Here is a 22,198-nt window from a genome sequence, read left to right as displayed (position 1 = left end):
TCGAACGCATAAATTACACCTGCGTTTTGGACGCGCATTATCGGGAAATTCACAATAGGGAGTTACAAATGGCTACCTCGGAAAACAAGATCGACCTCAATAAAATCCCAGTCGACTGGATCACGATCGATCCGAAGGGAGAAATAATCATAAAAGACAAAAAATTCGCAGAACATGTGAAAGAATCTATTGGCGAAGTACGCCGCGGGGGGCGCGCTGCAGATAACAATGGCGGCTGCCAGTGCAACTAACGGCGGCTGCGAGTGCAGCAGCTAAAAAGCGCTTTAATTCATCGTAAGGCGGAAGGCTTGCAAGCGCAAGCCTTCTATTATTCTCAACTATGAGATTCGTGTCGGAAAACGATAATGAGCAGTTTTTCCGTCACACTTCTGCTTACAGAGAAATGCAATTTACGTTGTGACTATTGTTACGAACGCTACGAGTACAAAGGCTCCGACGAGCGCCAAGCAGATCTGATAAAAAATTTCTTCGGGGTGCTGTCGCATAAATACGACAGCGTAGATGTTTCGTTTTTCGGCGGGGAACCCATGCTCGCCTTCCACCGCATGAGAGAAATAATGGCGCACAATTCAGAGTTGAATTGCGCCTTTTCTTATTCGCTCACGTCGAACGGAACAATGTTGACGCTCACGAAACTACAGGAGCTGCTCGATGAGAATCTCGTCCAATTCCAGATTACTCTGGATGGATGGAAAGACTCTCACGACAAGGCTAGACACACGAAAATCGGCGACGGGACCTTCAACCTCATATATGAAAATCTCCTCTCCTATCGAAAAGCGGTCGGAGATTTTACGGGCGTAATTCGTGCCAATGCTTCGCCGACCAATGCGGACGATATAGGCCGGTTGGCGGAAAACATCGGGAAGGATTTCGGAGACGACCCTCGGTTCAAGACTTTCATCAGACCTGTCGGCAAGTGGGGCGGGACGAATGATGATGATCTTGCCGTGCTCGATCGTAGAACATACCGCGAGATCGAGGAATCCTTCTATCGAGTCGTTCGGGACACGATGCATTGGAGGATCGACACGGAGTTATGTTACGCGGCCATGCCCAATCACCTGCTGGTTTATCCAGACGGCCGCCTGGGGAAATGCACTGTCGGTCTTCACGACGCGCTCAATGATATCGGCCGTATTCGAGAAGACGGCGGAATACTGGTCGATTCGGAGAAATTCTCATTTTGGTCGCGCGGGTTGATGACCGGAAATGAAGAGCAGAAAGCATGTCCCTATTGGGCGCCGGGCGAGGCTCCGTCGAGTTGATATGCTGTCCGATCGGCTATCGGCCGCTCGAGGAGAGCGGTGGAAGAACGCGGCGTCGATGTCGATCGGGGGCGGTCGAATACGCGCCCTCGAATATTCGAACAATATCGTCGAACAGAAAATGTCGGTCGATTCTATCTTTGGAGGTATGATCATGACGACCATCAACGTCCCTCAAAACGTGCCGAAAAGCGTATCTTTGCCACAGGGAGCCAAAATCAGCGTGCCTGCGGCTTCGGCAAATATAACAATTCATTCAAAACCGACAAACGAGCTGACAGTAAGCTGGCGGTTGCGGACCGGAGACGCCAGCTTCGTGAGAGTCGAAATCCAGACGAGCGGGGATGCTGTGATCAACTGCAGCATACAAAATCGGCAGCCGTCGACATTCATCGACCTGCAACTGGACGTTCCCGCCAACTCGCCGTTGACGATCAAGACGAGCGGCGGTTCGATCTCCTTGGATAAGGCTGATGCGACCGTCGATGCACAGACCAGCGGTGGCGCAATCGAGATCGGCGAGGGAGCCGCCGACCTGACGCTTCACACGAGTGGCGGACGAATTACCGTAGGTTCGGCCGGTAGAGTCGGCGGTCGAATAAACGCAAACACCTCTGGAGGGAATATCGATTTGCATTCTGTTTCAGGAAGTATACCCAATGCCCGAACGTCAGGCGGAAATATCGCGGTGGAACTCCTCGACCCGCAGCCCGTCGCGACGCTCCAGACAAACGGCGGCACCATAACGGTTCAAGTGCCGGATTCGGCGAGCTTCCAGTTGCATGCGCGCACTTCAGGAGGGAACGTGCATATAGATAGCGTATTATATCCAGGCGGTTATGACCATCAAGGGTCTTATGATGGCCCGATCCATGGCGGCGCCGGAGGAAATATTTCAGCGGTCACTTCAGGAGGCAATATAACCATCCGATGAGCCTCCGAGAAACTGAATCGCGGCGGCGTCGCGGAAGATGGGCGAAGCCCAACCGAGATGACGCCTGCCCATCGTCGGCGTATATCTCGTTGTGAGAAATTCCCGGTTCCCGCGGGCGTGGCACATCTTATTCGAGAATTTCGATGCCGCTCGTCGGCGACTGTTTCGTCGCTGACGCCGCCGCCGCGCGCGGCCGGAGGGCCCTCGACCATTCTCAGGCCGCACGCGTAAGCCTCGGCATGAACCTTCGCGCGGAATGTCCATTCCTGGCGCATTGGCGAAATTCAAACTGACCCACTATCAGCCGGTGAGACAGCTTGACTGTTCAGATAACGGCCACAACCGCCAGCGACAGCTGCCGCAGGCGCTCCATCAGCTGGACCGCCAGCAGCGAGTGGCCGCCTAGTGGCTCTTCACAGTGATTTTGACGCGTTGGGTTCGGGCGGTCAGATTAACTCCGGCAGAGTTTTGGGATCGACGAGGAGTTCGATACTGCGAGCCATCCTTGGCAATCTTTTGCCTGCTGTCTCGAGCGATCGTACCATTTGGTGAACCGAAGGCGGGCTGACGCGGAAATATTCCTGCATGTCGGCTTCTGTCGGAGGCCTTCGATGCAGCCTCGTATAGAGGTGGATGAAGGCGAGGTATTGACCCTGTTTGGGCGTGAAGGTTTTAGCCGAAGGACTCACGCCGGCCTTCCGATTCAGTTGTTCGTGCGTGCCTCTCAGGGAGGCAGGCATGAATGTACGCTATCGGATCGAACTCAGCCAAGTCGAGCGCGGCGAACTCAAGGCGCTGCTCACCGGCGGCAAGCATGCGGCCCGCAAGCTCAAGCGCGCCCAGATTTTGCTGGCTGCCGGGGCCGGTGACGAGGAGATCGCCAGGAGCGTCGGCGTGGGCGGCTCGACGGTGTACCGGACCAAGCGCCGCTTCGTGGAAGGCAATCTGGAACGGGCGCTGTGCGAGGAGCTGCGGCCCGGGGCAGAACGCAAGCTCACGGGCAAGGAAGAAGCTCTGCTGGTGGCGACCGCCTGTGCGGCCCCTCCAAGGGGGCGTACCCGCTGGACGCTCGATCTGCTGGCGGGTGCACTCATCAAGCTCACCGAGCACAAAAGCCTGTCGCGCGAGACGGTCCGGCGAGGTCTGGCGGAGAATGACCTCAAACCCTGGCGCAATGCGCGGCGGCGATCAGGGTGAGACTTCGTATTGCCGCACGTAAAAGTGCTCCCTCAGGCTGGTCCGCTGCCTCATCTTTTTTGCTCCCGACTTGAAGAGGAGGCGGCGTCTCAATGATTACCGAAGTGGGCCTAAGATGTGCTGCTGGAGTAACCGCCATTTGGTGGCGGTTCGCCATGAGCTTTGCTGACCGGGACCGGGCCTCAGGGCCGGGCCTGCCAGCAAAGCTCATGGTCGTCCGCGGCCTGATCCGCGCGCAGGGGTCAAGGCTCGCGGAGCGACCCGCGTAGCGGGCTTGGCCTTGACGCCGAGCACGGATCAGGCACTCGGCCGCACCGGATGCGATGATGGTCGCGGTTCGCAGCGCCCGGCTTTTCCTGCGCGAGCCCGCCGTTACTGAGGCGCTACGACGTCAAGGGCGAGCGGCGGCACTTGGGAGGGGCCGAACAGCAGGGCGTTGGCCTGTTCGCTGCGCCAGGTCTTTAGGCGACGCTGTAGCGTGCGCAGAAGTTTTTGGGGATAGACTCCAGGGTATTCTGCCTGCAATCGCGCCAGGAGTTCGCTGCCGGTCCGCCACGGCTCGGCTTCAAACCATTTGCGCAAATCCGGCGTCACTCGAATGAGCGGGTCGGGACGGCGACGGCCTCTTTTTGCTTTGACGATCGGCCGATCTGTCGGCCGGGCACCGCCCTCCTTCCAGGCGGTTCTCAAGCTCGCCAGGAAAAGATCAATCGGCTGCGCGATCGGGCCGGGGTTCGCGGCAGGCTCGGCGTCAGTAAGCGCCGCCAACCGCTCCTGCGTCACTCGGATATCGCGCAACAAGGCGACGGGGTCGAGGCTGGCGAAAGTCTCTTGTAAACGGGCGCGAACTTCATCGGAGGTGCGCGAGTCGGCGGCTAGCCGTTGATGCGGCGTCGCATGCGCGCTGTAGGTCTTGTGCACACGGGCGCCGTCGCGCTGCTTGGCGATCAGCTTGAACGACGGTTGGAAGAAGTTCACGAACAGGCGCGCCGAGCGGTAGAGCTGCGCCAGCAGCGTCGCCGCCTCCAAACCCTCGAACCGCCGGTAGCCGACCATCCTGCGCACGACAGCGCCGTTCTTTTGCTCGACGAACGCCTGATCGTTTTTGAGGTACGGCCGGCAGCGCGTGAAAACGATATTGGCCGTGTCGCAGTACGTCTTGAGCGTCTCGTTCATGAAAACGGTGTCATTGTCCGTGTCCAAGCCAAGAAGCACGAAGGGCAATTGCTTACGCAATTCCGTCAGCACGGTGCTCAGCAGCGTCTGCTCGCGCACGATCAGCGGCGCGCATTCCGTCCAGCCGGTCGCGACGTCAGTGAGGACCAGGGTCTGTACGAAACTGCCGCGCGCCGATGGACCGCTGTGGGCGACAAGGTCCGCCTCCACGAATCCCGGTGCGGGATCATTCCAATCCGCCGAAGTCCGTATCGGAATACTGCGTCGCAGGGCGTGTGCGGCCGGTCGCCGGCGCTGGCGACCGAGCCCTTCCCGAATCCGGCCCAACGCCCGGTCGATCGTCGCCGCGCTCATCGAAAGCAGCTTGCCGCGGATCTCGGGAGCGAGGTCAAGATGGCTGTGCCGCTCCATCGCCTCGACCAGCATCGGCATCAAGGCTTTCAGCCGCTTGCCGCAAACCCGGTCCGACGCTTCCCAGAGGAGTGCGAGCGCATTGCGTTCGGCTTCACCGTAAATCCGGCGCTGCGCCCGACGACCTCTTCGCGACCCATCGTGCCCCGCAGCAGCCGCATCGCATGCTTGCGATGATATCCAGTGATATTGACGAACTCATCCAATATCCGCGCCTTCTCCACGCGATCGCCCGATCGGTAGCGTTCGCCCACAGCTGCCGTCAGTTCCTTCCTAGTCGCCATGCTCAGCCGCCTCATCGTCGCCCCCGCCCGCCCGTCTGGTCGGGGAGCAACTTACATGAGGCAACAGCCTATCATTCGGGAGCTTCTACGCTGACGCAATGCGCGCTCTCATCCTGATTGTCGCGCTATAGCGCAAGGACATGTGGTGCATTCCGCAGGTCGATGGCGAGTACGTCGCCCGAATGGAGGACGTGCTCGATCGTAAGCGTAGCTCTGCGGCCCTTTTGAATGGCGCTTGACGCCTATTTTGTTCGCGTAGCGCACCGCCGCGGTTTCCATATGTCGGACAACGCGTTGACGGTGGCTTCGAGCGCCTTCCGGTCGACGACGTTGGGATCGAACCGCTCCGGGCCCCAGCAAAGTTGCCAATTTGGCAATTTCTACCTGCATTCGCGACAGGATTATTGGCGCGTACCCCAATTACGGTCGGCGATGAAGTATCTCTGGTGTACAATTTCTAAGTATGGAATGGCTGACGAACAATCGTAACAGCGGCAAAAAGAAAAATTACATCGGATTGATAATATGCGCCGCTTCCTTTGCCGCAGGTGGAGTGAGCGCCCATCTCGGTCAGCGATATCTTGTGTCGCTTCTTTTTGGATTTGCAGTCGGCGCGGTCACCGGCCTCGGATACAACATGTTTGCAAAAATGAACAACCGCTGGCCCATGCTGAAGTTTTCCGACGTACTATCTTGGATCTATCCTTGGTAGCTCGTTTGCCAGAGACCACGCACCGGCTCCGCGCGCTCTATAAGCTTCCTTCGCAGCCTTTACTCGGCAAGGTCGAGAAGCCTTCTCCTTCGCCACCACCTCCGGATCAAAGTGCTGCTGGAGACGTTTGATATTTTGCAAGATGCGCTGGCCTTCGTTGGTTTGTAGTTCGCGGAATACTTCTTGTGCCCACTTGGCAAATGTACCATCCAAAGTTCGAACGTCGGCGTCGACTCCCAGCTCAAATTCCTGCGGACACGGCGTGGCCGGCTCATCTGCGACATCCGCACAAGATTGATGGCCACACGGTGCCGGAAGCTCGCCTCTATGTGTCCATTGCTGAGATGGTAAATGGTGTGAGGTCCCTTTAGTTTCGTCCAAAGCTAGCGCGCGCTACAGCCCCGCATGATGGGATCGGTCGACGTGGAACGATAGCCAAGCGCCATGCTCGATATCAGACAGGAAGATGATTTCTATCGTCGCGTCGGGGTGAATCACGGGGACGTCGCCGACAACGACGGAGCTACGACCAGCAGTGGACATTTCGATTGATCCCGATCAAGGCCCGTCTGGCATCTGTTGGTTAGACTCACTCGGATTTCTAAAGGCGCCAACCATGCCGTTCGACCGTCGAGACGTTCTGCGCGCCCTGCTTGGATTCGAAGCTAGCTCCACGAACTGCGCGTCGCCTGCGGCGGCAGCATCCATGACTTACGAGGATGTTGCACGCGAGATTCGAGCCCCGTTGCTGAGCGCACCGAGAGATCAGGAACTCGTGCGGTTTGCCAGCCTTGCCGCCAACAGCCACAACACGCAGCCTTGGCGTTTCAACGCGAGCGATACACGGATCACCATTACTCCAGACTATGCACGCAGGTGCCCGGCGGTGGATCCGGACGATCATCACCTATTCGTCAGCCTGGGATGCGCGACGGAGAACCTCGTGCTGGCGGCGTCCGCCATTGGACTCAGGGCCAGCCCCCGCGTCGAAGGCGACGCCATTACCGTGGAGCTTGAGCCGGGACCGGTTGTCAAGTCGACGCAATTTGAAGCCATACCTGTGCGCCAATGCACGCGCGCCAAGTATGACGGCCGACCGGAAGGCGGCCTGGCGCTACTCGAGAAGGCTTGCGCAGAACCCGGCGTGTCGGCAATCTTCATAACCGACAAAACGGGAATCGCGAACGTCATCGACTACGTGCTTCAGGGCAATTCGGCGCAAATGCGCGACAAGGCCTTCATGGATGAACTGGTGAGTTGGATGCGTTTCAGCGAGGCCGATGCGGTTACGGCGATGGACGGCTTGTTCTCGCGCGCCACCGGCAACCTCGCATTGCCGGGTTGGATCGCGCGGCCGCTTCTTCGGTTATTCTTCACCGAGAGCGGAGAGAACCAGAAATATCGCGAGCATATCGAAAGCTCGGCCGGCATTGTCATCCTGACCGCCGATGCCGCTGACAGAGCTCATTGGGTCGCGGTGGGTCGTTCATGCCAACGCTTCGGGCTGCAGGTGACAGCTCTTGGTCTCAAGTATGCGTTCATCAATCAACCCGTCGAGGTGGCGGCGTTGAGAACGCAATTTGCCTCATATCTCGGCATCGGGCAGCGTCGCCCAGACATCGTCATGCGGTTTGGCGCGGGACCCGATCTGCCAAAGTCACTACGCCGGCCGCCGCAAAAAGTGATCGCCACGCCGTGATCGCAACATTCGCCACAGTATCATTTATCTCCCAGAAGGCCGGGTATGCTGCACCATTCTCCTTGCCGGTACCGAAGACAATGTTCCGCGCACCGTCTTCCGCATCCACTCCCAGCGTTTCCTTTGCGATGCGAAGTTCCTTCGCGCCGACAGTCGCTTCAAGCGTCGCAAATAGTCAAAGGGCCAGCTCAGCGTTCACCGCTCCTACGCTTAGGTCGCGGCTGTTGACCGTAAACTCTCGAGCCCTTGAATGTTGCTCGTGTCCATCGACGGGCCGAACGTCATCGCGCCTTCAAGGCGCCCGTTGAGGAACACGCCAAGCGCGAGGAAAGCATTGTTGTCCGTCTTGTGGCTGTAATGGAGCCGGATGATCATCGCGTCGGCATCCTTTTTTACGATTGGCGCGACGCGGATTTCCTTAGCTTGTCCCATGGGTGGTCACTGAGTTCGTGATTTCAAGGCTCCGGCTCGGGTCAGTCCACAGCCCACAACAGCCAGTCGCGGAGAGGCCCGAAAATGGATCAGGTGTTCACCCTCGCTGGCACCAAGCACATAACCCTGCGGCACCGGGCTGTTCGACCTCGCCTCGATCTCCTGGCTGTTTGGCATACGCCTGCTCCATTGGTCGATATTCAACAATGAGAAAAGCTACAAGAGCTATGCGGGAAACTGGGTGATGACGGAATGAGATAGGCGGCGTATCGAGGCGGGTGTCGAGCCTGCCAGAACCTCTCAAGGAGAGCGATACGCCATGAACGAGACTAGCAACATTGTCCCGCTTCGTCAGCCCGACGAGATCGACGATCCACTGACCAATATCCTGCGAGCCGGAGCGCGGCAGCTACTGGCGCAGGCTGTGGAGATCGAGGTCGAGACGTTTCTTGCCACGATGAAAGACTTGAAGCTTACCGACGGGCGCGCCCGTGTGGTGCGGCACGGTCACGGGCCGGTACGAACGATTGCGACGGGCATCGGTCCGGTCGAGGTGGCGCGGGCGAAGATTCGCGACCGCGGAGCGGCCGGCGAAGGCGAGCGGATCCGGTTCAGCTCGGCGATCCTGCCGCTGTGGGCGCGGCGGACCAGAAGTCTGGATGCGCTGTTGCCGGTGCTATACCTGCGCGGCATCTCGACCGGCGATTTCCAGGAGGCCCTGACCGCCTTGCTGGGCAAGGACGCGCCGAACCTGTCGCTGGCGGTGATTTCCCGACTGACGGCCGAGTGGCAGGGCGAGTACGAACGCTGGCAGAAGCGCGATCTGTCGGCGCGGCGGTACGTCTACGTGTGGGCCGACGGCGTCTTCCTGCAGGCTCGCATGGAAGATCACGGCGAATGCATGCTGGCGCTGATCGGCGCGACGCCGGAAGGCAAGAAGGAGCTCATCGGTTTCCAGGTCGGCGTGCGGGAGAGCGCGCAGAGCTGGCGCGAGCTGCTGATCGACGTGAAGCAGCGCGGACTGCAAATCGCCCCGGAAATTGCCGTTGGCGACGGCGCGCTCGGTTTCTGGAAAGCGCTCGACGAGATCTTTCCCGGCACGCGGCACCAGCGGTGCTGGGTGCACAAGACCGTGAATGTCTTGGACAAGGTCCCACTCTCGGTGCAGGCTGACATGAAGAAGGATCTGCGCGAGGTCTACTGGGCGCCGAGCCGGGCGTCCGCCGAAGTGGCGATCGATGTCTTCGCCGAGAAATACCGCGCCAAGTACAGCCGAGCGGTCGAATGCCTCGCCAAGGACCGCGACGCGCTGCTGGCCTTCTATGACTTCCCTGCCGAGCATTGGGATTACTTGCGCACGACGGATCCCATCGAAAGCGTGTTCGCGACCGTGCGGCACAGGACGGTGCGCACCAAGGGCTCGTTGTCGCCGACCACCGCCAAGCTGATGGTATTCAAGCTGGTCGTCGCCGCATCAAAAACCTGGCGGCGGCTCAAAGGCACAAATCAGTTGCCGAAGGTGATCGCAGGTGTCAGATTCAACGACGGCATCGAGGTCATCCAAGTGCCGGCAAACCACGCCGCCTGATCGCCTCGTCACCCAAAATCCCGCATAGCTCACGAGAAATCCTTCTTTATCTTCTCCCAGAATTCGTTGGATGCTTGATCACCTTGCTGGGTCCAGAGGATCCCATCATCTGGATCGAGACTGAAATAGGGGTCTCGATCATCACATGCGGCTCGAAGAGCCGTCAAAAATAGCGCTGCGTCCATCCGAGATTCTGAAGCGCGGCCTGAAAGCACAATCTTTCCATCGGCTAGAGCGGACGCATCCAACGCAATTTGGAGCGGCATACGTTCAGCCGCAGCCCTGCTCAATGAAACCCCTCCAGGAGTCGGACGAAAGCCTGTAATTGCAGCGGATGGGACAGAACTGGCGGCGGGTTCGACACAATTGCGTTGTGCGGCTGAGTTCGAGCTGCTACTCGGCTATTCGATTGGATAGTCTGAATGCTTGGCGCGGGAGTTTGCGGGACAACCGCGGTGGATTGGCGTGCTGGCTGTTCTGCTTGCGGGATCGCTGGACTGCCAGGTTTGCTGGCTGCGGCATTCTTAAGGCCACCGATAATTCCAGAAAGGGTGTGGGTATCTGAAGCGTAGGGGTCCCACTTTCCTTGCAGCCCAGAGAGCTGGCTCTGAGGTACCGCGCTTGTTGACTGGACACTGTAGGTCTTGCCCGGCAAATAAAGAGCTGGCCCCGCAAATTCGGACAGTAGCTTGAGTGGATTTTCTGCCTGACAGCGGCGAGGATTCTTGCTGCGAATCAGGAGCGAAGATGACGAAGAAGAGCCGCCGGACGCATTCTCCGGCATTCAAGGCGAAGGTTGCTTTGGCTGCGGTCAAAGGCGACAAGACACTGGCGGAGCTGGCGCAACTGTTTGATGTTCATCCGAACCAGATCACGATCTGGAAAAACCAGCTCCTGGAAGGCGCCGCCGGCGTGTTTGGGCATGACAAGACATCGGCCGAGACGCCGGTCGATTTGAAGGCGTTACATGCCAAGATCGGCGAGCTGGCGTTGGAAAACGATTTTTTGTCCGGCGCGCTCACCAAGGCGGGCCTGCTGAGCGCAAAGCGATGATCGACCGCGATCATGATCTTTCTATCGTGCGCCAGGCGAAGGTCCTGAAGCTGGCTCGCAGCACGGTCTACTATGAACCTCGGCCAGTTTCGGCCGAGGACCTTGCCTTGATGCGTCGGCTCGATGAGCTGCATCTCGATTATCCCTTCGCGGGAGCGCGTATGCTGCGATCGTTGCTGCGGCGGGAGGGCGTATACGCCGGTCGCCGCCACATCGCGACGCTGATGAAGCGCATGGGGATCGAGGCGGTCTATCGTCGCCCGAACACGAGCAAGCCGGCTCCGGGTCACAAGATCTACCCGTACCTGTTGCGCGGATTGAAGATCGAGCGGCCCGACCATGCGTGGGCAATGGACATCACCTACATTCCGATGCGGCGTGGCTTCGTCTATCTCGCGGCGGTCGTCGATGTGTTCAGCCGACGGGTCCTGGCCCATCGCGTCTCGATCACAATGGAGGCGGCCTTCTGCGTCGAAGCGGTCCAGGAGGCGTTGGCGAAGCACGGCAGGCCCGAGATTTTCAACACGGATCAGGGCAGCCAGTTCACCAGCCTCGAGTTCACCGATGTGCTGCTGGACGCGAAGATCGCCATCAGCATGGACGGCAAGGGCGCCTGGCGCGACAACGTGTTTGTCGAGCGGCTCTGGCGCACGGTCAAATACGAAGAAGTATATCTCCGCGCCTACGACAGCGTGTCCGAGGCGCGAGCGTCAATTGCCAAGTATCTGGCCTTCTACAATCAGGGACGCCCTCACTCGAGCCTTGACGGGCGCACGCCCGACGAGGCTTACTTCGGCACGCAAGCTATGGTGATGGCCGCATGACCGTCGCCGACGGTTTTGTCGTCGCTCTGGTCGGGCTACGCCCTCCCGACGCAACGACAAAACCGTAAAGCCCCGCGTTCAGCATAACCCGGCAGGAATCCACTTAAATCCAGCGGGGCGCTGTCCAAACAACCGGGGCCAGCTCTATAACCCGCATTGAAGTCAGAGATGCTTTTCCGTGGATCGCCAACGAAATCACCGCGTGCAATGATGTTTATCTGGTTAACTGTACCCGCCGTCACCGTACTGATAATTGGGGGTCTCGGCGCATTGAACGTCGTGACATTAGCAATTCCTGGCACCTGTTGAGCAGCATACGCGGCCAGACCTCCTCCAAGGGAATGGCCTGTTACGGATATAGTCGAGTGCGGAAACTTCTGCTTTACGAGGATAGCTAACTGCTTTGCGAACTCGTATTGGTAAGGGGTCTCCCCCTTCGCCGCTGAAAAATTGGCTCCAGTAAAATCAGAAAGCGTATCTGACGAGCGGTACGCAATCGTTATGCCCGGGGCCCTTGTAAATGGCCGCGTAAAAACCGGCCGGGGCCCTCTTATTGATTTCAACCTGCCAATCTTCCGCTCGCTTCCAGCCAGGGATCGTCAACGTCGCCTTGTGATACCAGACATCCTGCGCCATCTGCGCGGCAGGCATAATTCCGGCTGCGGTCGAGGCGCCAATTGGTCCTGCGTCCTCTGCGTAGGCGGGCGCACACGCGATGGAGGCTAGGGCCGCAATTAGTAACGAGCCAATATTCCCAAAACGCGTCCTCATGAGATGGGCCCCAAGAATTGCGGCGCCGATTCCTATTCAGACGAAACATGGTCATTGAAACCGTGGCGATTGTGCGCTTCGGAGGACGTCTCCGCAAGTGCTGCCACTGGTCTCACAGCGCCTCTGAAAGGCGCGGCTTGAGCGTGGTAATATTCTAAGATGATCGAAAATACCTCAATCTACTCAATGCCGGCGTCTATATTGAGAATGCTTTTCGCGACAACCGGTATAGTGTTTGCCACGTTGCTGTTCGCATCACTTTGGATGCTTTCGATTATCGAAGCTGGTGGAGCCGCACATCCGTACGATGTATTGTTTGTACTTGAATGGGGAGCGTTCACAGTTGTCTCCTTCTATCTTACGTTGCGGCTTCCGCAGTTCCAGTCGTTACTAGGCTGGACAATCTTTCTAGCTTTTTACCTCGGCATTCTACACGCAAACCTGCTCCTATTATTTTACCGCGTCTTCTAAGATTCCGTGCGATTGATCATCTTCCTACCGACTGAAAGAACATCCAAGCCAGCGCTGCTGCATCGAACAGGCCCATTCGGCGATCTTCACTCATCCACGGTTTGCGGGGTGGCGGGACGTATTGCTCGAAAGCCGGAATGTGTTTCGCGATTACCTCGGCGAGGCCTTGCTTGTTCGAGCACCCGTAGCACTCGAATGCGCGTCGCACCTGATCGCGCGAGTAGGCAAAAGCGGGAATGGCGCGATCTTTTGCGACGCCAGCGATCGAGCCGTTGAGCTTGCTGATCCATCGCGCTCGTCGCGTACCCTGCTCGGAGGTATCTTGAATGACGAGCGCATCGGGAGCGTAACGATCGATGATTTGGGCGATACGCAGAAGGCATCCCTTGCCCTTTCGAGGTCCGCGCATCTCGCGTATTCCCCAGTCGTACGGTGATAAGCGGCCTTCGAACACGATGAACGCAAAGCCGCGCGTGTTTAGATAGACAGAGAGGACGAGTGCGGACCGGTTGTCATTCGTCATATGGTTGCATCAGCGCGCTTCCCTTGTACTCGCTCCAGCAGCCGTTCGAGGAAATCAAGCTTCAGGCGCGTTGCCTTGGATGGGTCGCCCTGAAGCACTTCATAGAGTTCGCTGGCACGCCGAAGGATAGCCTCCTGTAGCTCTGACATGAGGCCAGGAAACAGCTCCAATGGGGGCGTATTGAAGATCATCTCGCATATGAACACGGCATCGAGACTGGGCCTGCGCTTTGAGCCTTCCATTCGAGAGACTGCGGTCCTGCTCTTTACGCCGATTAAGAATGCCAGCTCCTGCTGGGTAAGCCCCCAGCGTCGTCGATGCGGACGAAGGTATGATTGATGACGGTGACGCATAGGTCGTGCAGCCGGCCAGCAAGATGACAGGCACGCACGCCATGGTCGCCCGGAACACAGTTTCGTTCGAGACGTGAAAAGGTGCCCACGTGGCACTCAAATGACAAACTGCGGCCTTCCATTGTATCTATTGTGCGGTCCGATGATGCCTGGCCGCAGATGAATATCTTGTGGAGATGGGGACTTGGGGATGTGGAAAGCCGACCCGGCAAGCCGAATATTGCCGTTCGGTCACTTATACGTTGAGCATTGAGGTGCCTCTAGCCCGTCCTATTCGTGAGAGTGCGTTTTTCTAGTCCGATTGATGTGGCCGCACATCTGCTCTGACGAGGCGCACAGGATTGCCTTCGGCTTTTCGCCGCCTGACGACCGGTACTTTGCAACGCGCTTGAGGGATGGGTTGGGCGAACGGGGGCGGACGCCCCGCCGGTCAAGGACCGAGCGGCAGCAGCGCGCCGGGCAAGCCGCAGATCAGGTCGGCTTCGGGACATGCCGCGGCAAACGCAAGGCGAATGCGGCTCGTGGTCTCGACGACACGGGCGGCGATTTTCAAGAGCCGAAGACGCAGCGTCGCGAACTCGGCAGCGGCCAATTCCCGGACTTTGGGAATGGCGTCGCGCACGGTCAGCATCAGCCAATAAGCGGCCGTATGGAGCACGAGACGGACCTGGTTGGCGAGCGCCGAACGGCAGCTGGTGCGGTCGGAGGCGAGCTGCGTCTTATGCAGCTTGATCAGATTCTCGGCTTGGCCGCGCGCGCAATACAGGCTGTCGTAGATCCACTCGGCCGAGCCGACATCGAGGCTGGTGACGACGAAGCGGATGTCGAGGCCGAGCATCGTCGCCTCAATACGGGCGACGGTGCGCCGTTCGCGATCCCAGGACTTTGCCTTGTGGCGCGTCTCGGTATAGCCACGCAGAACCGGCAGGTTCTCGATGGCGCGTCGGGTGCGGATGTCGTCGGCGACCTCGTCGACTTTTCTGGCGAGAGGCTTGGTGCCGGACAGACCGAAGATGTAGTCGATGCCGTTGGTCTCGCACCACGCCATTGCCTCCGGCCGGGCATAGTGCCCGTCGCCACGGAACGTAATTTGCGTGTTGTGCCATCGCGTCCGGATATGCCGTACCAGGCGGCGCAGATGGGCACGCACCTCGACGCCGCCCGGCGTCTTGCCGGGCCGCAGCACGACGGCCACGGGCCGGCTCTTCTCCGTGTCGTAGACGTGGATCGGCAGGAAGCAGCGTTCGTCATAATGAGCGTTGAACAGCGAGAGCTGCTGATGGCCGTGGACGACATCGCAGGTATCATCGATGTCGAGCGTGACGGATGCCGGCTCGCGCGGGTAGCTATCCATCCATGCGTCGACCAAAATGTAGGTCAGTCGGATCACGTCGCGCAGGCGCGGAGCATTCTCCAGCCGCGACAGCGTCGGTTGGGAACACAGATCGCGGCCCGTGTCCGGCAGCCGTCCGCAGGCCAGCTTGAATGCGGGATCGGACCGCAGATGATCGAGGTCGTCGGCGTCCTCGTAGCCGCAGCAGATCGCGAACATGCGCGCGCGGAACATATCGACAAGGCTGTGCACGACCCGCGTCGGATCGCGCCGATCCGGGAACACCCGGGCCAGATTGTTGGCCAAACCGAGACGCCGCTCGGCCATCGCCAGAAGCATCACGCCCCCGTTCGAGGTTAGGCGCCCACCATCGAAGGCAGCTGTGACTTTCTTGGCGTGAACGGCTGGAAACGAGAAGGGCGGAATCGTATCGTCGGTCATGGCGGGCGTGGCGTTCGCGGTTGGAGGTGATGGGGTTGGCTTCGCAACCGAATCCTACGCCGCATCAGCGCTTTACCCCTCAGACGCACTCTTACGAATAAGACGGGTTAAGTTGAAGAAAGATTGAGTGACTCCCGATCATTTCTGTGCCGAAACGTGGAGTCGCGGTCGTGCCGCGTCCAAAGAAACCGGCGCGAGCGGCCTATTAGACGCGGTAGGTGATCAGCCTCCGAAACGAGACTATCAAGCATGAAGAGATCGAGCGCGAGGCAGAGGTTTTATTTGTGTTGAATTCTTGCTTCTCGATAGTGGTCTGAAATCGTATCATCGGTCATGGCGGGCGTGGCGTTCGCGGTTGAGGTGATGGGGTTGGCTTCACAACCGAATCCTACGCCGCATCAGCGCTTTACACCACGCTCGCCAGCCTCTCAGGCGCCCTCTCGCGAATAAGACGGGCTAGAACTTCTCGGAAGTCCCCACGTCCCCTTTACGCTCTGCCGGCGGCGGATCGGTGACAATATTCACTCCATATCTCCGGCACAACATCTCGACTTTTCCCCTCTCGGTCATAGGAACGACGTACACCCAGTGAGCTGCTCGTTCGGAGGTTCCGACGCGGGCCAAGAAAGACCGACTCAACGAACGAGTGAATGAGACATACTACTGCTTCCATCAAAGTCCGCCGTGAAGAACGCGGACGAGCGCTGATTTAAGCGATCTTTTGTGGCAGGACGGTTTCAGCCAACGCCCGGATGATGACGCGCAAAAGCTCTGCGAGCCATCGTAGGAGCAGGCCGAAGTTGTAGCCGGCAGCGGCGAGGACGGCGTTGATGCGGTCGCCGAGGCGTCCCTTGAGATAGTTTCGATCCATGCGGTGCTCGGCCTTGATGTGGCCGATGACGGGCTCGACAGCCGCGCGACGCTTCATCTCGCGACGGATGGAAGCCGTGACGCGACGAACCTGACCAGAGATCCAGACCCTGAACCGATGCGGGTGGTTGTGACCGCGGTACCCTTTGTCGACGTGGATGCGACGAGCCCCACGCCGGTCAGCTTCTCCATGTCGGCGATCACGGGGCCGAGCGTGTGGCCGTCGAAGGGATTGCCGTGCAGCGCTTTGGCATGGAGCACGAACTGTCCGCCCTTCGGAGACGTCACGGGGGTGGCGATACTGATCTTGCAGCCGAACTCGTAAGGCGCGCGGGCTTTGCCTTTGCCGATGCACTCGACCTGAGCCGCTGGCGCCAGCGTGTCATCGACGATCGATCGAACGGCAAACGGTGGCAGAAGCTCAACTCGCCACAGAAGTATTGGTAGTAGGGATTCTCAATCCACCGGGCGCACAGCGCCTCATCTGACAGATTGTGCATGTGCTTCAGGATGAACAGGCCGGCGACAAGCCGCGTCGGCAGGCCTGGCTGCCCCGGACCGGCCTGGCACACCGAACCAAAGCGGTCATCCAGAAACTTCCAGTCGATCAGCGCCGCCAACCGCACCAGCGGGTGGCCCATGTCGAGGATTTGATCAAGCGCCGGAAGCAACAGGTCCTTCTGGCGATCGTCCCGCGGTTTGCTCATCGCCGTTCCCAATGCCGATGACCCGCGGTCAGGGAATCACGAATCGCGCGAAAGCAAAATCCCAAAACGCAAGAATGCGCGGCCCGACACCCGGCTTTCCTGCAAAATCGAATACTTTATCGAGACAACTTCTGCCTATCTCTCAGGCCGATCTGCATTCTTCACGAACGACATCAAACTATGCCGCGGCATCATCAATAAATGGGGGCCTGGTGAAGCTAGTAGCTCGTCCCAGTGATTTTGACTCTTTGGGGGTGCCTGGATAGGCGCGGCCAAGTTTGGCGCGTGCTTTGTTTGTTGTGAACATCCAGTTGATCCGGGCGCGAGCTTTGTTTCGCTGCCGCTCCCATGCTGCGATCTCATTTTTAAGGCATTTTGGATCGTCGATCCGGCGGCCGAGACACTGCCCTTGAAGGACGCCGATCTCGATCTCGACCATGTTGAGCCAACTGGCGTGTTTCGGGGTGTAGTGGAACTCGAGGCGGCGCAGGATGCGGCGGACCTCGGTAGGGGCAAAGGCCTGGTAGAGGGCGCCGGGGGCATGGATCGACAGGTTGTCCTGAACAACACGGATGCAGGCGGCCTTGGGGTAATGGACATCGACGAGTTCGCGCATGCAGTGAGCATAGTCCACGGCGGTGCGCCGTTCGGTGACTTTGACCTTGCGCCAGGCCCGATGCGGGTCGAGGGCGACGAAGAGATTGACGGTGCCGTTGCGACGGTACTCGTAATCGTAGCGCTCGCGCTTTCCCGGCTCGGACGGGATCGGCTGGCGCACCTCGCCGATGAGCTGGACGGGGGTTTCGTCGAAGCAGACCAGCGGTCGCTCGGGATCGGGCGCTTCAGCGTAGAGATCGAGCACATCTTCCATGCGGGCGACGTATTCGCCATCGACATGGGGAATGCACCACATGTCCCTGCGCCACGGCTTGAGATCATTATCGGCCAGCCGGCGGCGCACAGTCTCGCCCGACAAGCTGTCATGATCGGTGAGCTTGACCATCGCGTCGGCCAGCAGCGCCAGCGTCCAGCGCCTCCGGCCGGCAGGCGGCTTGGCACATGCAGTCGCCACCAGCAGGGCTTCTTCCTTGCCGGTCAGCTTGCGCTCTGCACCGGGACGCAGCTCCTCACTCAAGGCCCGATCGAGATTGCCCTCCACGAAGCGGCGCTTGGTCCGATAGATGGTGGAGGTGCTTACTCTGACGGTCCGGGCAATCTCCTCGTCGCGGCTGCCGATATCGGCCGCCAGCAAAATCTGGGCCCGCTTGAGTTTGCGAGCGGCATGCTTGCCGCCGCGCAGCATCGCCGTTAGTTCCTCTCGCTCGGCTTGGCTCAATTCGACCCGGTACCGTACATTCATCGTTCGCCTCCCTGTCGGAGGCTCCGGACGAATCGATCCATGAGTCAAAAATCAGGCGCGCGCTTCACCGAGAAGCAGGGCCACTATCTGGCTTTCATCTATACCTACTCGCACATGTTCGGACGGCCCCCCGCCGAAACCGACATGCAGCGCCACTTCGGCGTCAGCCCGCCCTCAGTCCATCAGATGATCGTCACGCTCGAACGTAACGGCCTCATTCGCCGTCAAGCCGGCGCCGCCAGAAGCATCGAAATCCTCGTACCCAGAAAACTTGCCGATCCTAAGCTGGCTCGGTATCAAACCGTCAAAATCACTGTGACGAGCTACTAGGCCGGATGCGCTGATCCGCGTATGCGGGCTCTTTTCCGCAGGGCAGAAACCCCACCAGTTTTAGGAGGTGATCAGCCTCCCAGGTGGGCATACGATAGTGAATGCGCATCTATACGCGCGCCGGTGGCAATGATGCCAAATTACACCAGACAACCAAGGGAATGATGGCTATGGCCGAACCTATCATCAAACTGGGGTCGAAAGGTGAAGCAGTAAAGAACGCGCAAAAGGCGTTGATTGAGCGACGTTATCTTCCCCCCGGAACGGATGACGGCGTCTTCGGACCTGTAACCCAAAACGCGGTCATAAGATATCAAACCGATCGATCTCCAGGGCATTCCTGGGCGTTCTCGTTTCCCCTAAAAGTTGACGGCATCGTGGGGCCGGCGACTTGGTTCAGGCTAACACCAGAGACGGTCAAGAGGGGTTCGAAGGGCGGCGGTGTGAGGCTTCTCCAGGAGATCCTCAAGCACTACGCGGATCCTCAACTTGATCCTGGGGCCATAGACGGCGATTTTGGCCCGCACACTGAGACCGCGGTGAGAGCATTCCAGGCATCCCACGTTGATTTTAATGGTAACCCGTTGAAGGCTGATGGAATTGTCGGCCCCAAGACGTGGGCCGCTCTCTGGAGCTAATCAAGCATGTTTCACACTTCGACACGACGCAAAGGGAGCTCAGCGTCACAACGACCGATGTGCGCGAAACAACTTTAGGATCAAAACTCCCCTTGGGGATGAGGGAAGGTCCTCGGGCCTCGCCCTCGTTCTCGCGCGCCCGCAACGAGCGCTTCCGCGAGAGAAATGTTTTCCGTCACATGCTCGAGCGGATCGTCGAAGCGTGGATTGCGGCTGGCCTGGTTGCGGCGAAGGCTTTGCGGTCGTTGCGAGCTTGATTGCGGCTGACGCCAACAAGCAGCGCTCGATCACGGGGCGGGACTGGCATAGGGATCGCGATCCGAGGAGGTTCAGTCGCGCCGTGAAGGAGTATCTGGCGACTCTCGAAGAGTAAGCGCGATTTTCCCCGCACGTTGACGCCTGCGCTTTTGACGGCGACTTCGTATCGGTACACCCGGGCGACTTCGTCGGAATCCGCAGACGGATGGTCTTCGTATTGGGGCGACGTCTGGCCTGTTCAGGCAGTGGCGGTTTTGGGGAAGTTGAAGGGCAGCAGGTCGGTGATATCGGCGGCGCCCGCGCGCTGAGGCAATTCGGTGAGGACGTGGCGCAACCAGGCTAACGGCTCGACGCGTGAGGCGCGGCAGCTCAGCATCAGGCTGTAGACGACGGCGCTGGCCCTGGCGCCCTCGACGGTGTCGCTGAACAGCCAGCTCTTTCTGCCAGTGGCAAAGATTCTGATATCACACTCCAGAAGATTGTTGTCGATCGGCATCCTGCCGTCCTCGGCGTAGCGCGTCAGATATTCCCATTGGTTTCGGGTGTAGGATATGGCGTCGCCAAGCTTGCTGTCCGGCAAGACCTTCGAGGCGATTTGATCGAGCCATTCCTTGAGGGCGTTCAGGACGGGAATGCTGTGTTGCTGGCGGAAGCGGCGAATGCATTGATCTGACGTTTCGCCTCTGTCTGGTTTTTCGTCCCGCGCCTGCCTTTCAACCCGGTAAAGCTGTTCGAAGAACCGCAGCGCCTGCTCGGGCGGACCGCCGCCTTTCTTCCTCGCCTTGAGGGCATCGACAAAGCGTCGCCTGGAGTGGGCCATGCATCCAATGTGGGTTGCCCCTTGTATGGGGCTTCTTTTGTCAAGAAGTTCGGCAGTGCAACGCATGTCTTGTCCTTCGTCAGTTTCTTTGTTCGATCTGAAAGCCCGTTTCTTCGTCCCGAGCCGCGGCAGCGCCAGGCCGTCGCGCGCAGGGGCTGTCAAGGTTGGCCGGCGGACCAACCTTTCGAGATGCTTCGCTCTTGCGAGGCCATACCTTGACAGCTTCGAGCACGCCGGCACGGTGGGTGCGGTCGGGATGACGATCAGAGGGGAGCCCGCTTTCGGGCGCGGATCAGTCGCGCCACAACCTTGTATCCGGTGGGTCCAGGGACCCGAACCATGATGCAGTCATGCGCATCGGCAGCGAAGCTCCGAGGCGGCGGACCCATTCTTCCTCTCGGCATGACAGCCATGGGGCAACTCGGGACCCCGCCACCTCGAACCGTCATCGGCGGCCCGTCACAAGCGGACGGACTGGGCCGAAACTGTCGGGTGCCTTCAGTGACCTCCGTTCATTGCGCCGGGCGCAGAACGACGCCGTCCGGTACCACGCCCTCGCGCACCAGCCGCCACAGGGCGATCAGAAGCTTGCGCGCCAAGGCCACGATCATGGTCTTGCGAGTGCCGCGGGCGCTCTCAGTGCGGCCTCGAAACCACTGCGCCAAGGTGCTGTCCTTCTGGAACATGAGAAATCGCCACGCCAATTGGATCATGCCGCGTCGAACCCGAGCGTTGCCGGAACGGGCGAGCCCTTTCTCTCGCCGTTTTATGCCACTCTCGTCGGGCGAACCCGTGAGGCCGGCATAACGTGCGACGGCCCGTCGATCGCGCATGTTTCGCGCCAGCACCTCCTGCACCAGCATGGCGGCCGTCTCGATGCCAACCCCGATCACCCGCGCCAGTAGGAGCACCATGGCGTTTGGTCCATCACCGGGCGCTTGCTCGATGCGTTCCAGGCGAGCATCCTCGATTTGGCGGATCTGATCATTGATCAGCTGGCGGCGCTCCATGTCGCGACGCAGCTCAGCCAACATGTTGGGCAGTATTGGCTCTCCCTCAGGAGTGCGCAAATCTTCAAGGCGTCCGGCTGCCTTCTTTAGCTTGGGATTGAAGCCGCGGATGCCGAGCCGAATTAACGCTGCTTTCATTCGGTTGACGATCCGACTCCGCTCTCCAACGAGGCTCTCGTGCTCGCGGTTGGGCCGCTTGGCGTCTTCGTCCTTGATTGTCGGGATCGCCACCATCTTGCAGTGATCACGCTCGCCGCGCAGCCAGCCGAGAAAAGAGCGTTTGAGCAAGCTGGTGTCGAGCCGATCGGTCTTGGCGCGCCGGTGCTCGCGCGATACCGCGACGCTCGATGCGTGAATGACGTGGACCTCAATATCATGTGCGCTGAGCCAGCGCGCCAGCCAGAAGCCGTCACGGCCGGCCTCGAAAGCGACAGCGATGCGTTTGATGTCATGCCCAGCCTTCGCCGCTTCATCTCGCCATCGATGCAGCAATTTCAGCAATGCGCTCTCATCGACCGCGAGCTTCTTCAATGGCTGGCGCTCGACACCAGGCACAATGCCGGCGACGAGCCAGCTCGACAGGCTCAGTTCGATAACGGCGATCAGCGTGCCGTCCGGATCGAGTGGGCTCGGCGATCGGCTCAGATCGTTCAACTTTTGCATGGGGCGCTCCATCGGTTCACATTAGCAACGATAGATGCAATATCCTCGCCA

Annotated in this window: 17 protein-coding genes and 5 pseudogenes; 11 read left to right on the top strand and 11 right to left on the bottom strand. The window is 59.3% G+C overall.

From position 1 onward, the window contains the following. Positions 1–68 precede the first annotated feature (68 nt). The 4 genes and pseudogenes from JEY66_RS44515 to JEY66_RS44495 all read left to right on the top strand — a co-directional run. A complete protein-coding gene (locus JEY66_RS44515) occupies positions 69–251 on the top strand; it encodes a hypothetical protein (RefSeq protein ID WP_141382157.1) in 183 nt (60 codons plus the stop codon). Positions 252–365: 114 nt separating this feature from the next. Next, the gene (locus JEY66_RS44510) at positions 366–1,289 is read left to right on the top strand and encodes a radical SAM protein (RefSeq protein WP_018273954.1); all 924 of its coding nucleotides are present in this window, start codon (positions 366–368) and stop codon (positions 1,287–1,289) included. Between the two features lies 1 nt (position 1,290). Continuing rightward, positions 1,291–2,223, top strand: coding sequence for a DUF4097 family beta strand repeat-containing protein (locus JEY66_RS44505; RefSeq protein ID WP_157183508.1), 933 nt, complete (start codon positions 1,291–1,293; stop codon positions 2,221–2,223). Positions 2,224–2,961: 738 nt separating this feature from the next. Further along, a pseudogene (locus tag JEY66_RS44495) lies at positions 2,962–3,396 on the top strand (helix-turn-helix domain-containing protein); the annotation flags it as partial. A 396-nt stretch (positions 3,397–3,792) separates the two neighbouring features. Here JEY66_RS44495 and JEY66_RS44490 read toward each other — a convergent pair. Continuing rightward, positions 3,793–5,306: pseudogene (locus JEY66_RS44490) on the bottom strand (ISNCY family transposase). 448 nt (positions 5,307–5,754) lie between these two features. On the opposite strand from JEY66_RS44490, the gene JEY66_RS44485 reads away from it, so the two are divergent. Further along, positions 5,755–6,003: a hypothetical protein gene (locus tag JEY66_RS44485; RefSeq protein WP_018273951.1), complete on the top strand. Its 249-nt coding sequence runs from the start codon at positions 5,755–5,757 to the stop codon at positions 6,001–6,003. Between the two features lie 616 nt (positions 6,004–6,619). Then, positions 6,620–7,702: an Acg family FMN-binding oxidoreductase gene (locus JEY66_RS44480; protein ID WP_018273949.1), complete on the top strand. Its 1,083-nt coding sequence runs from the start codon at positions 6,620–6,622 to the stop codon at positions 7,700–7,702. A 210-nt stretch (positions 7,703–7,912) separates the two neighbouring features. On the opposite strand, the gene JEY66_RS44475 is transcribed toward JEY66_RS44480, so the two are convergent. Then, positions 7,913–8,134, bottom strand: a complete 222-nt coding sequence (locus JEY66_RS44475) for a Mom family adenine methylcarbamoylation protein (protein ID WP_018273948.1) — start codon at positions 8,132–8,134, stop codon at positions 7,913–7,915. 319 nt (positions 8,135–8,453) lie between these two features. On the opposite strand from JEY66_RS44475, the gene JEY66_RS44470 reads away from it, so the two are divergent. Beyond that, a complete protein-coding gene (locus JEY66_RS44470) occupies positions 8,454–9,722 on the top strand; it encodes an IS256 family transposase (RefSeq protein ID WP_018273947.1) in 1,269 nt (422 codons plus the stop codon). 29 nt (positions 9,723–9,751) lie between these two features. Here JEY66_RS44470 and JEY66_RS44465 read toward each other — a convergent pair whose 3' ends face one another. Beyond that, positions 9,752–10,012 carry a hypothetical protein gene (locus JEY66_RS44465; RefSeq protein ID WP_141382153.1) on the bottom strand — a complete coding sequence of 87 codons (261 nt, stop codon included), beginning with the start codon at positions 10,010–10,012 and terminating at the stop codon, positions 9,752–9,754. A 457-nt stretch (positions 10,013–10,469) separates the two neighbouring features. On the opposite strand from JEY66_RS44465, the gene JEY66_RS44460 reads away from it, so the two are divergent. After that, positions 10,470–11,599, top strand: a protein-coding gene (locus tag JEY66_RS44460; RefSeq protein ID WP_129557670.1) for an IS3-like element ISRj2 family transposase whose coding sequence is annotated in 2 segments (ribosomal slippage) — positions 10,470–10,722 and positions 10,722–11,599 — 1,131 coding nt in all. Because the reading frame shifts where the segments join, the coding sequence is not laid out codon by codon here. 35 nt (positions 11,600–11,634) lie between these two features. Here JEY66_RS44460 and JEY66_RS45675 read toward each other — a convergent pair. The 6 genes and pseudogenes from JEY66_RS45675 to JEY66_RS44435 all read right to left on the bottom strand — a co-directional run bounded on the left by JEY66_RS45675 (position 11,635) and on the right by JEY66_RS44435 (position 18,428). After that, positions 11,635–12,162 carry a lipase family protein gene (locus tag JEY66_RS45675; protein WP_157183506.1) on the bottom strand — a complete coding sequence of 176 codons (528 nt, stop codon included), beginning with the start codon at positions 12,160–12,162 and terminating at the stop codon, positions 11,635–11,637. Between the two features lie 695 nt (positions 12,163–12,857). Continuing rightward, complete coding sequence (locus tag JEY66_RS44455) at positions 12,858–13,364, bottom strand: hypothetical protein (protein ID WP_018273942.1); 507 nt, start codon at positions 13,362–13,364, stop codon at positions 12,858–12,860. Further along, on the bottom strand, positions 13,361–13,717 hold the full coding sequence (locus JEY66_RS44450) for a helix-turn-helix transcriptional regulator (RefSeq protein WP_080650487.1): 357 nt from the start codon (positions 13,715–13,717) through the stop codon (positions 13,361–13,363). The genes JEY66_RS44455 and JEY66_RS44450 overlap by 4 nt, the downstream gene beginning before the upstream one ends. A 430-nt stretch (positions 13,718–14,147) precedes the next feature. Beyond that, a complete protein-coding gene (locus JEY66_RS44445; RefSeq protein WP_018272321.1) occupies positions 14,148–15,491 on the bottom strand; it encodes an IS1380-like element ISBdi2 family transposase in 1,344 nt (447 codons plus the stop codon). Between the two features lie 709 nt (positions 15,492–16,200). Next, positions 16,201–17,068: pseudogene (locus JEY66_RS44440) on the bottom strand (transposase). Between the two features lie 178 nt (positions 17,069–17,246). Beyond that, positions 17,247–18,428, bottom strand: a complete 1,182-nt coding sequence (locus tag JEY66_RS44435) for an IS630 family transposase (RefSeq protein ID WP_051110224.1) — start codon at positions 18,426–18,428, stop codon at positions 17,247–17,249. A 39-nt stretch (positions 18,429–18,467) separates the two neighbouring features. Between JEY66_RS44435 and JEY66_RS44430 the strand changes: the two genes are divergently transcribed. The 3 genes and pseudogenes from JEY66_RS44430 to JEY66_RS45670 all read left to right on the top strand — a co-directional run. Continuing rightward, positions 18,468–18,758: a LexA family protein gene (locus tag JEY66_RS44430; RefSeq protein ID WP_018273704.1), complete on the top strand. Its 291-nt coding sequence runs from the start codon at positions 18,468–18,470 to the stop codon at positions 18,756–18,758. Positions 18,759–18,859: 101 nt separating this feature from the next. Beyond that, positions 18,860–19,396 (top strand): peptidoglycan-binding domain-containing protein, encoded by a 537-nt coding sequence (locus JEY66_RS45255; RefSeq protein ID WP_018273703.1) that lies wholly within the window; start codon positions 18,860–18,862, stop codon positions 19,394–19,396. A gap of 125 nt (positions 19,397–19,521) precedes the next feature. Next, positions 19,522–19,766: pseudogene (locus JEY66_RS45670) on the top strand (IS5/IS1182 family transposase); the annotation flags it as partial. A 126-nt stretch (positions 19,767–19,892) separates the two neighbouring features. On the opposite strand, the pseudogene JEY66_RS44415 reads toward JEY66_RS45670, so the two are convergent. Both JEY66_RS44415 and JEY66_RS44410 read right to left on the bottom strand, forming a co-directional pair. Then, a pseudogene (locus JEY66_RS44415) lies at positions 19,893–20,501 on the bottom strand (IS66 family transposase); the annotation flags it as partial. A gap of 485 nt (positions 20,502–20,986) precedes the next feature. Further along, positions 20,987–22,147 carry an IS110 family RNA-guided transposase gene (locus JEY66_RS44410; RefSeq protein WP_018273699.1) on the bottom strand — a complete coding sequence of 387 codons (1,161 nt, stop codon included), beginning with the start codon at positions 22,145–22,147 and terminating at the stop codon, positions 20,987–20,989. Positions 22,148–22,198: the final 51 nt, after the last annotated feature.

Source organism: Bradyrhizobium elkanii USDA 76 (genome assembly GCF_023278185.1).
Classification (GTDB): domain Bacteria; phylum Pseudomonadota; class Alphaproteobacteria; order Rhizobiales; family Xanthobacteraceae; genus Bradyrhizobium; species Bradyrhizobium elkanii.
The sequence above is the reverse complement of the archived record's forward strand: the minus strand, read 5'-3'. Positions and strand labels throughout refer to the sequence as shown.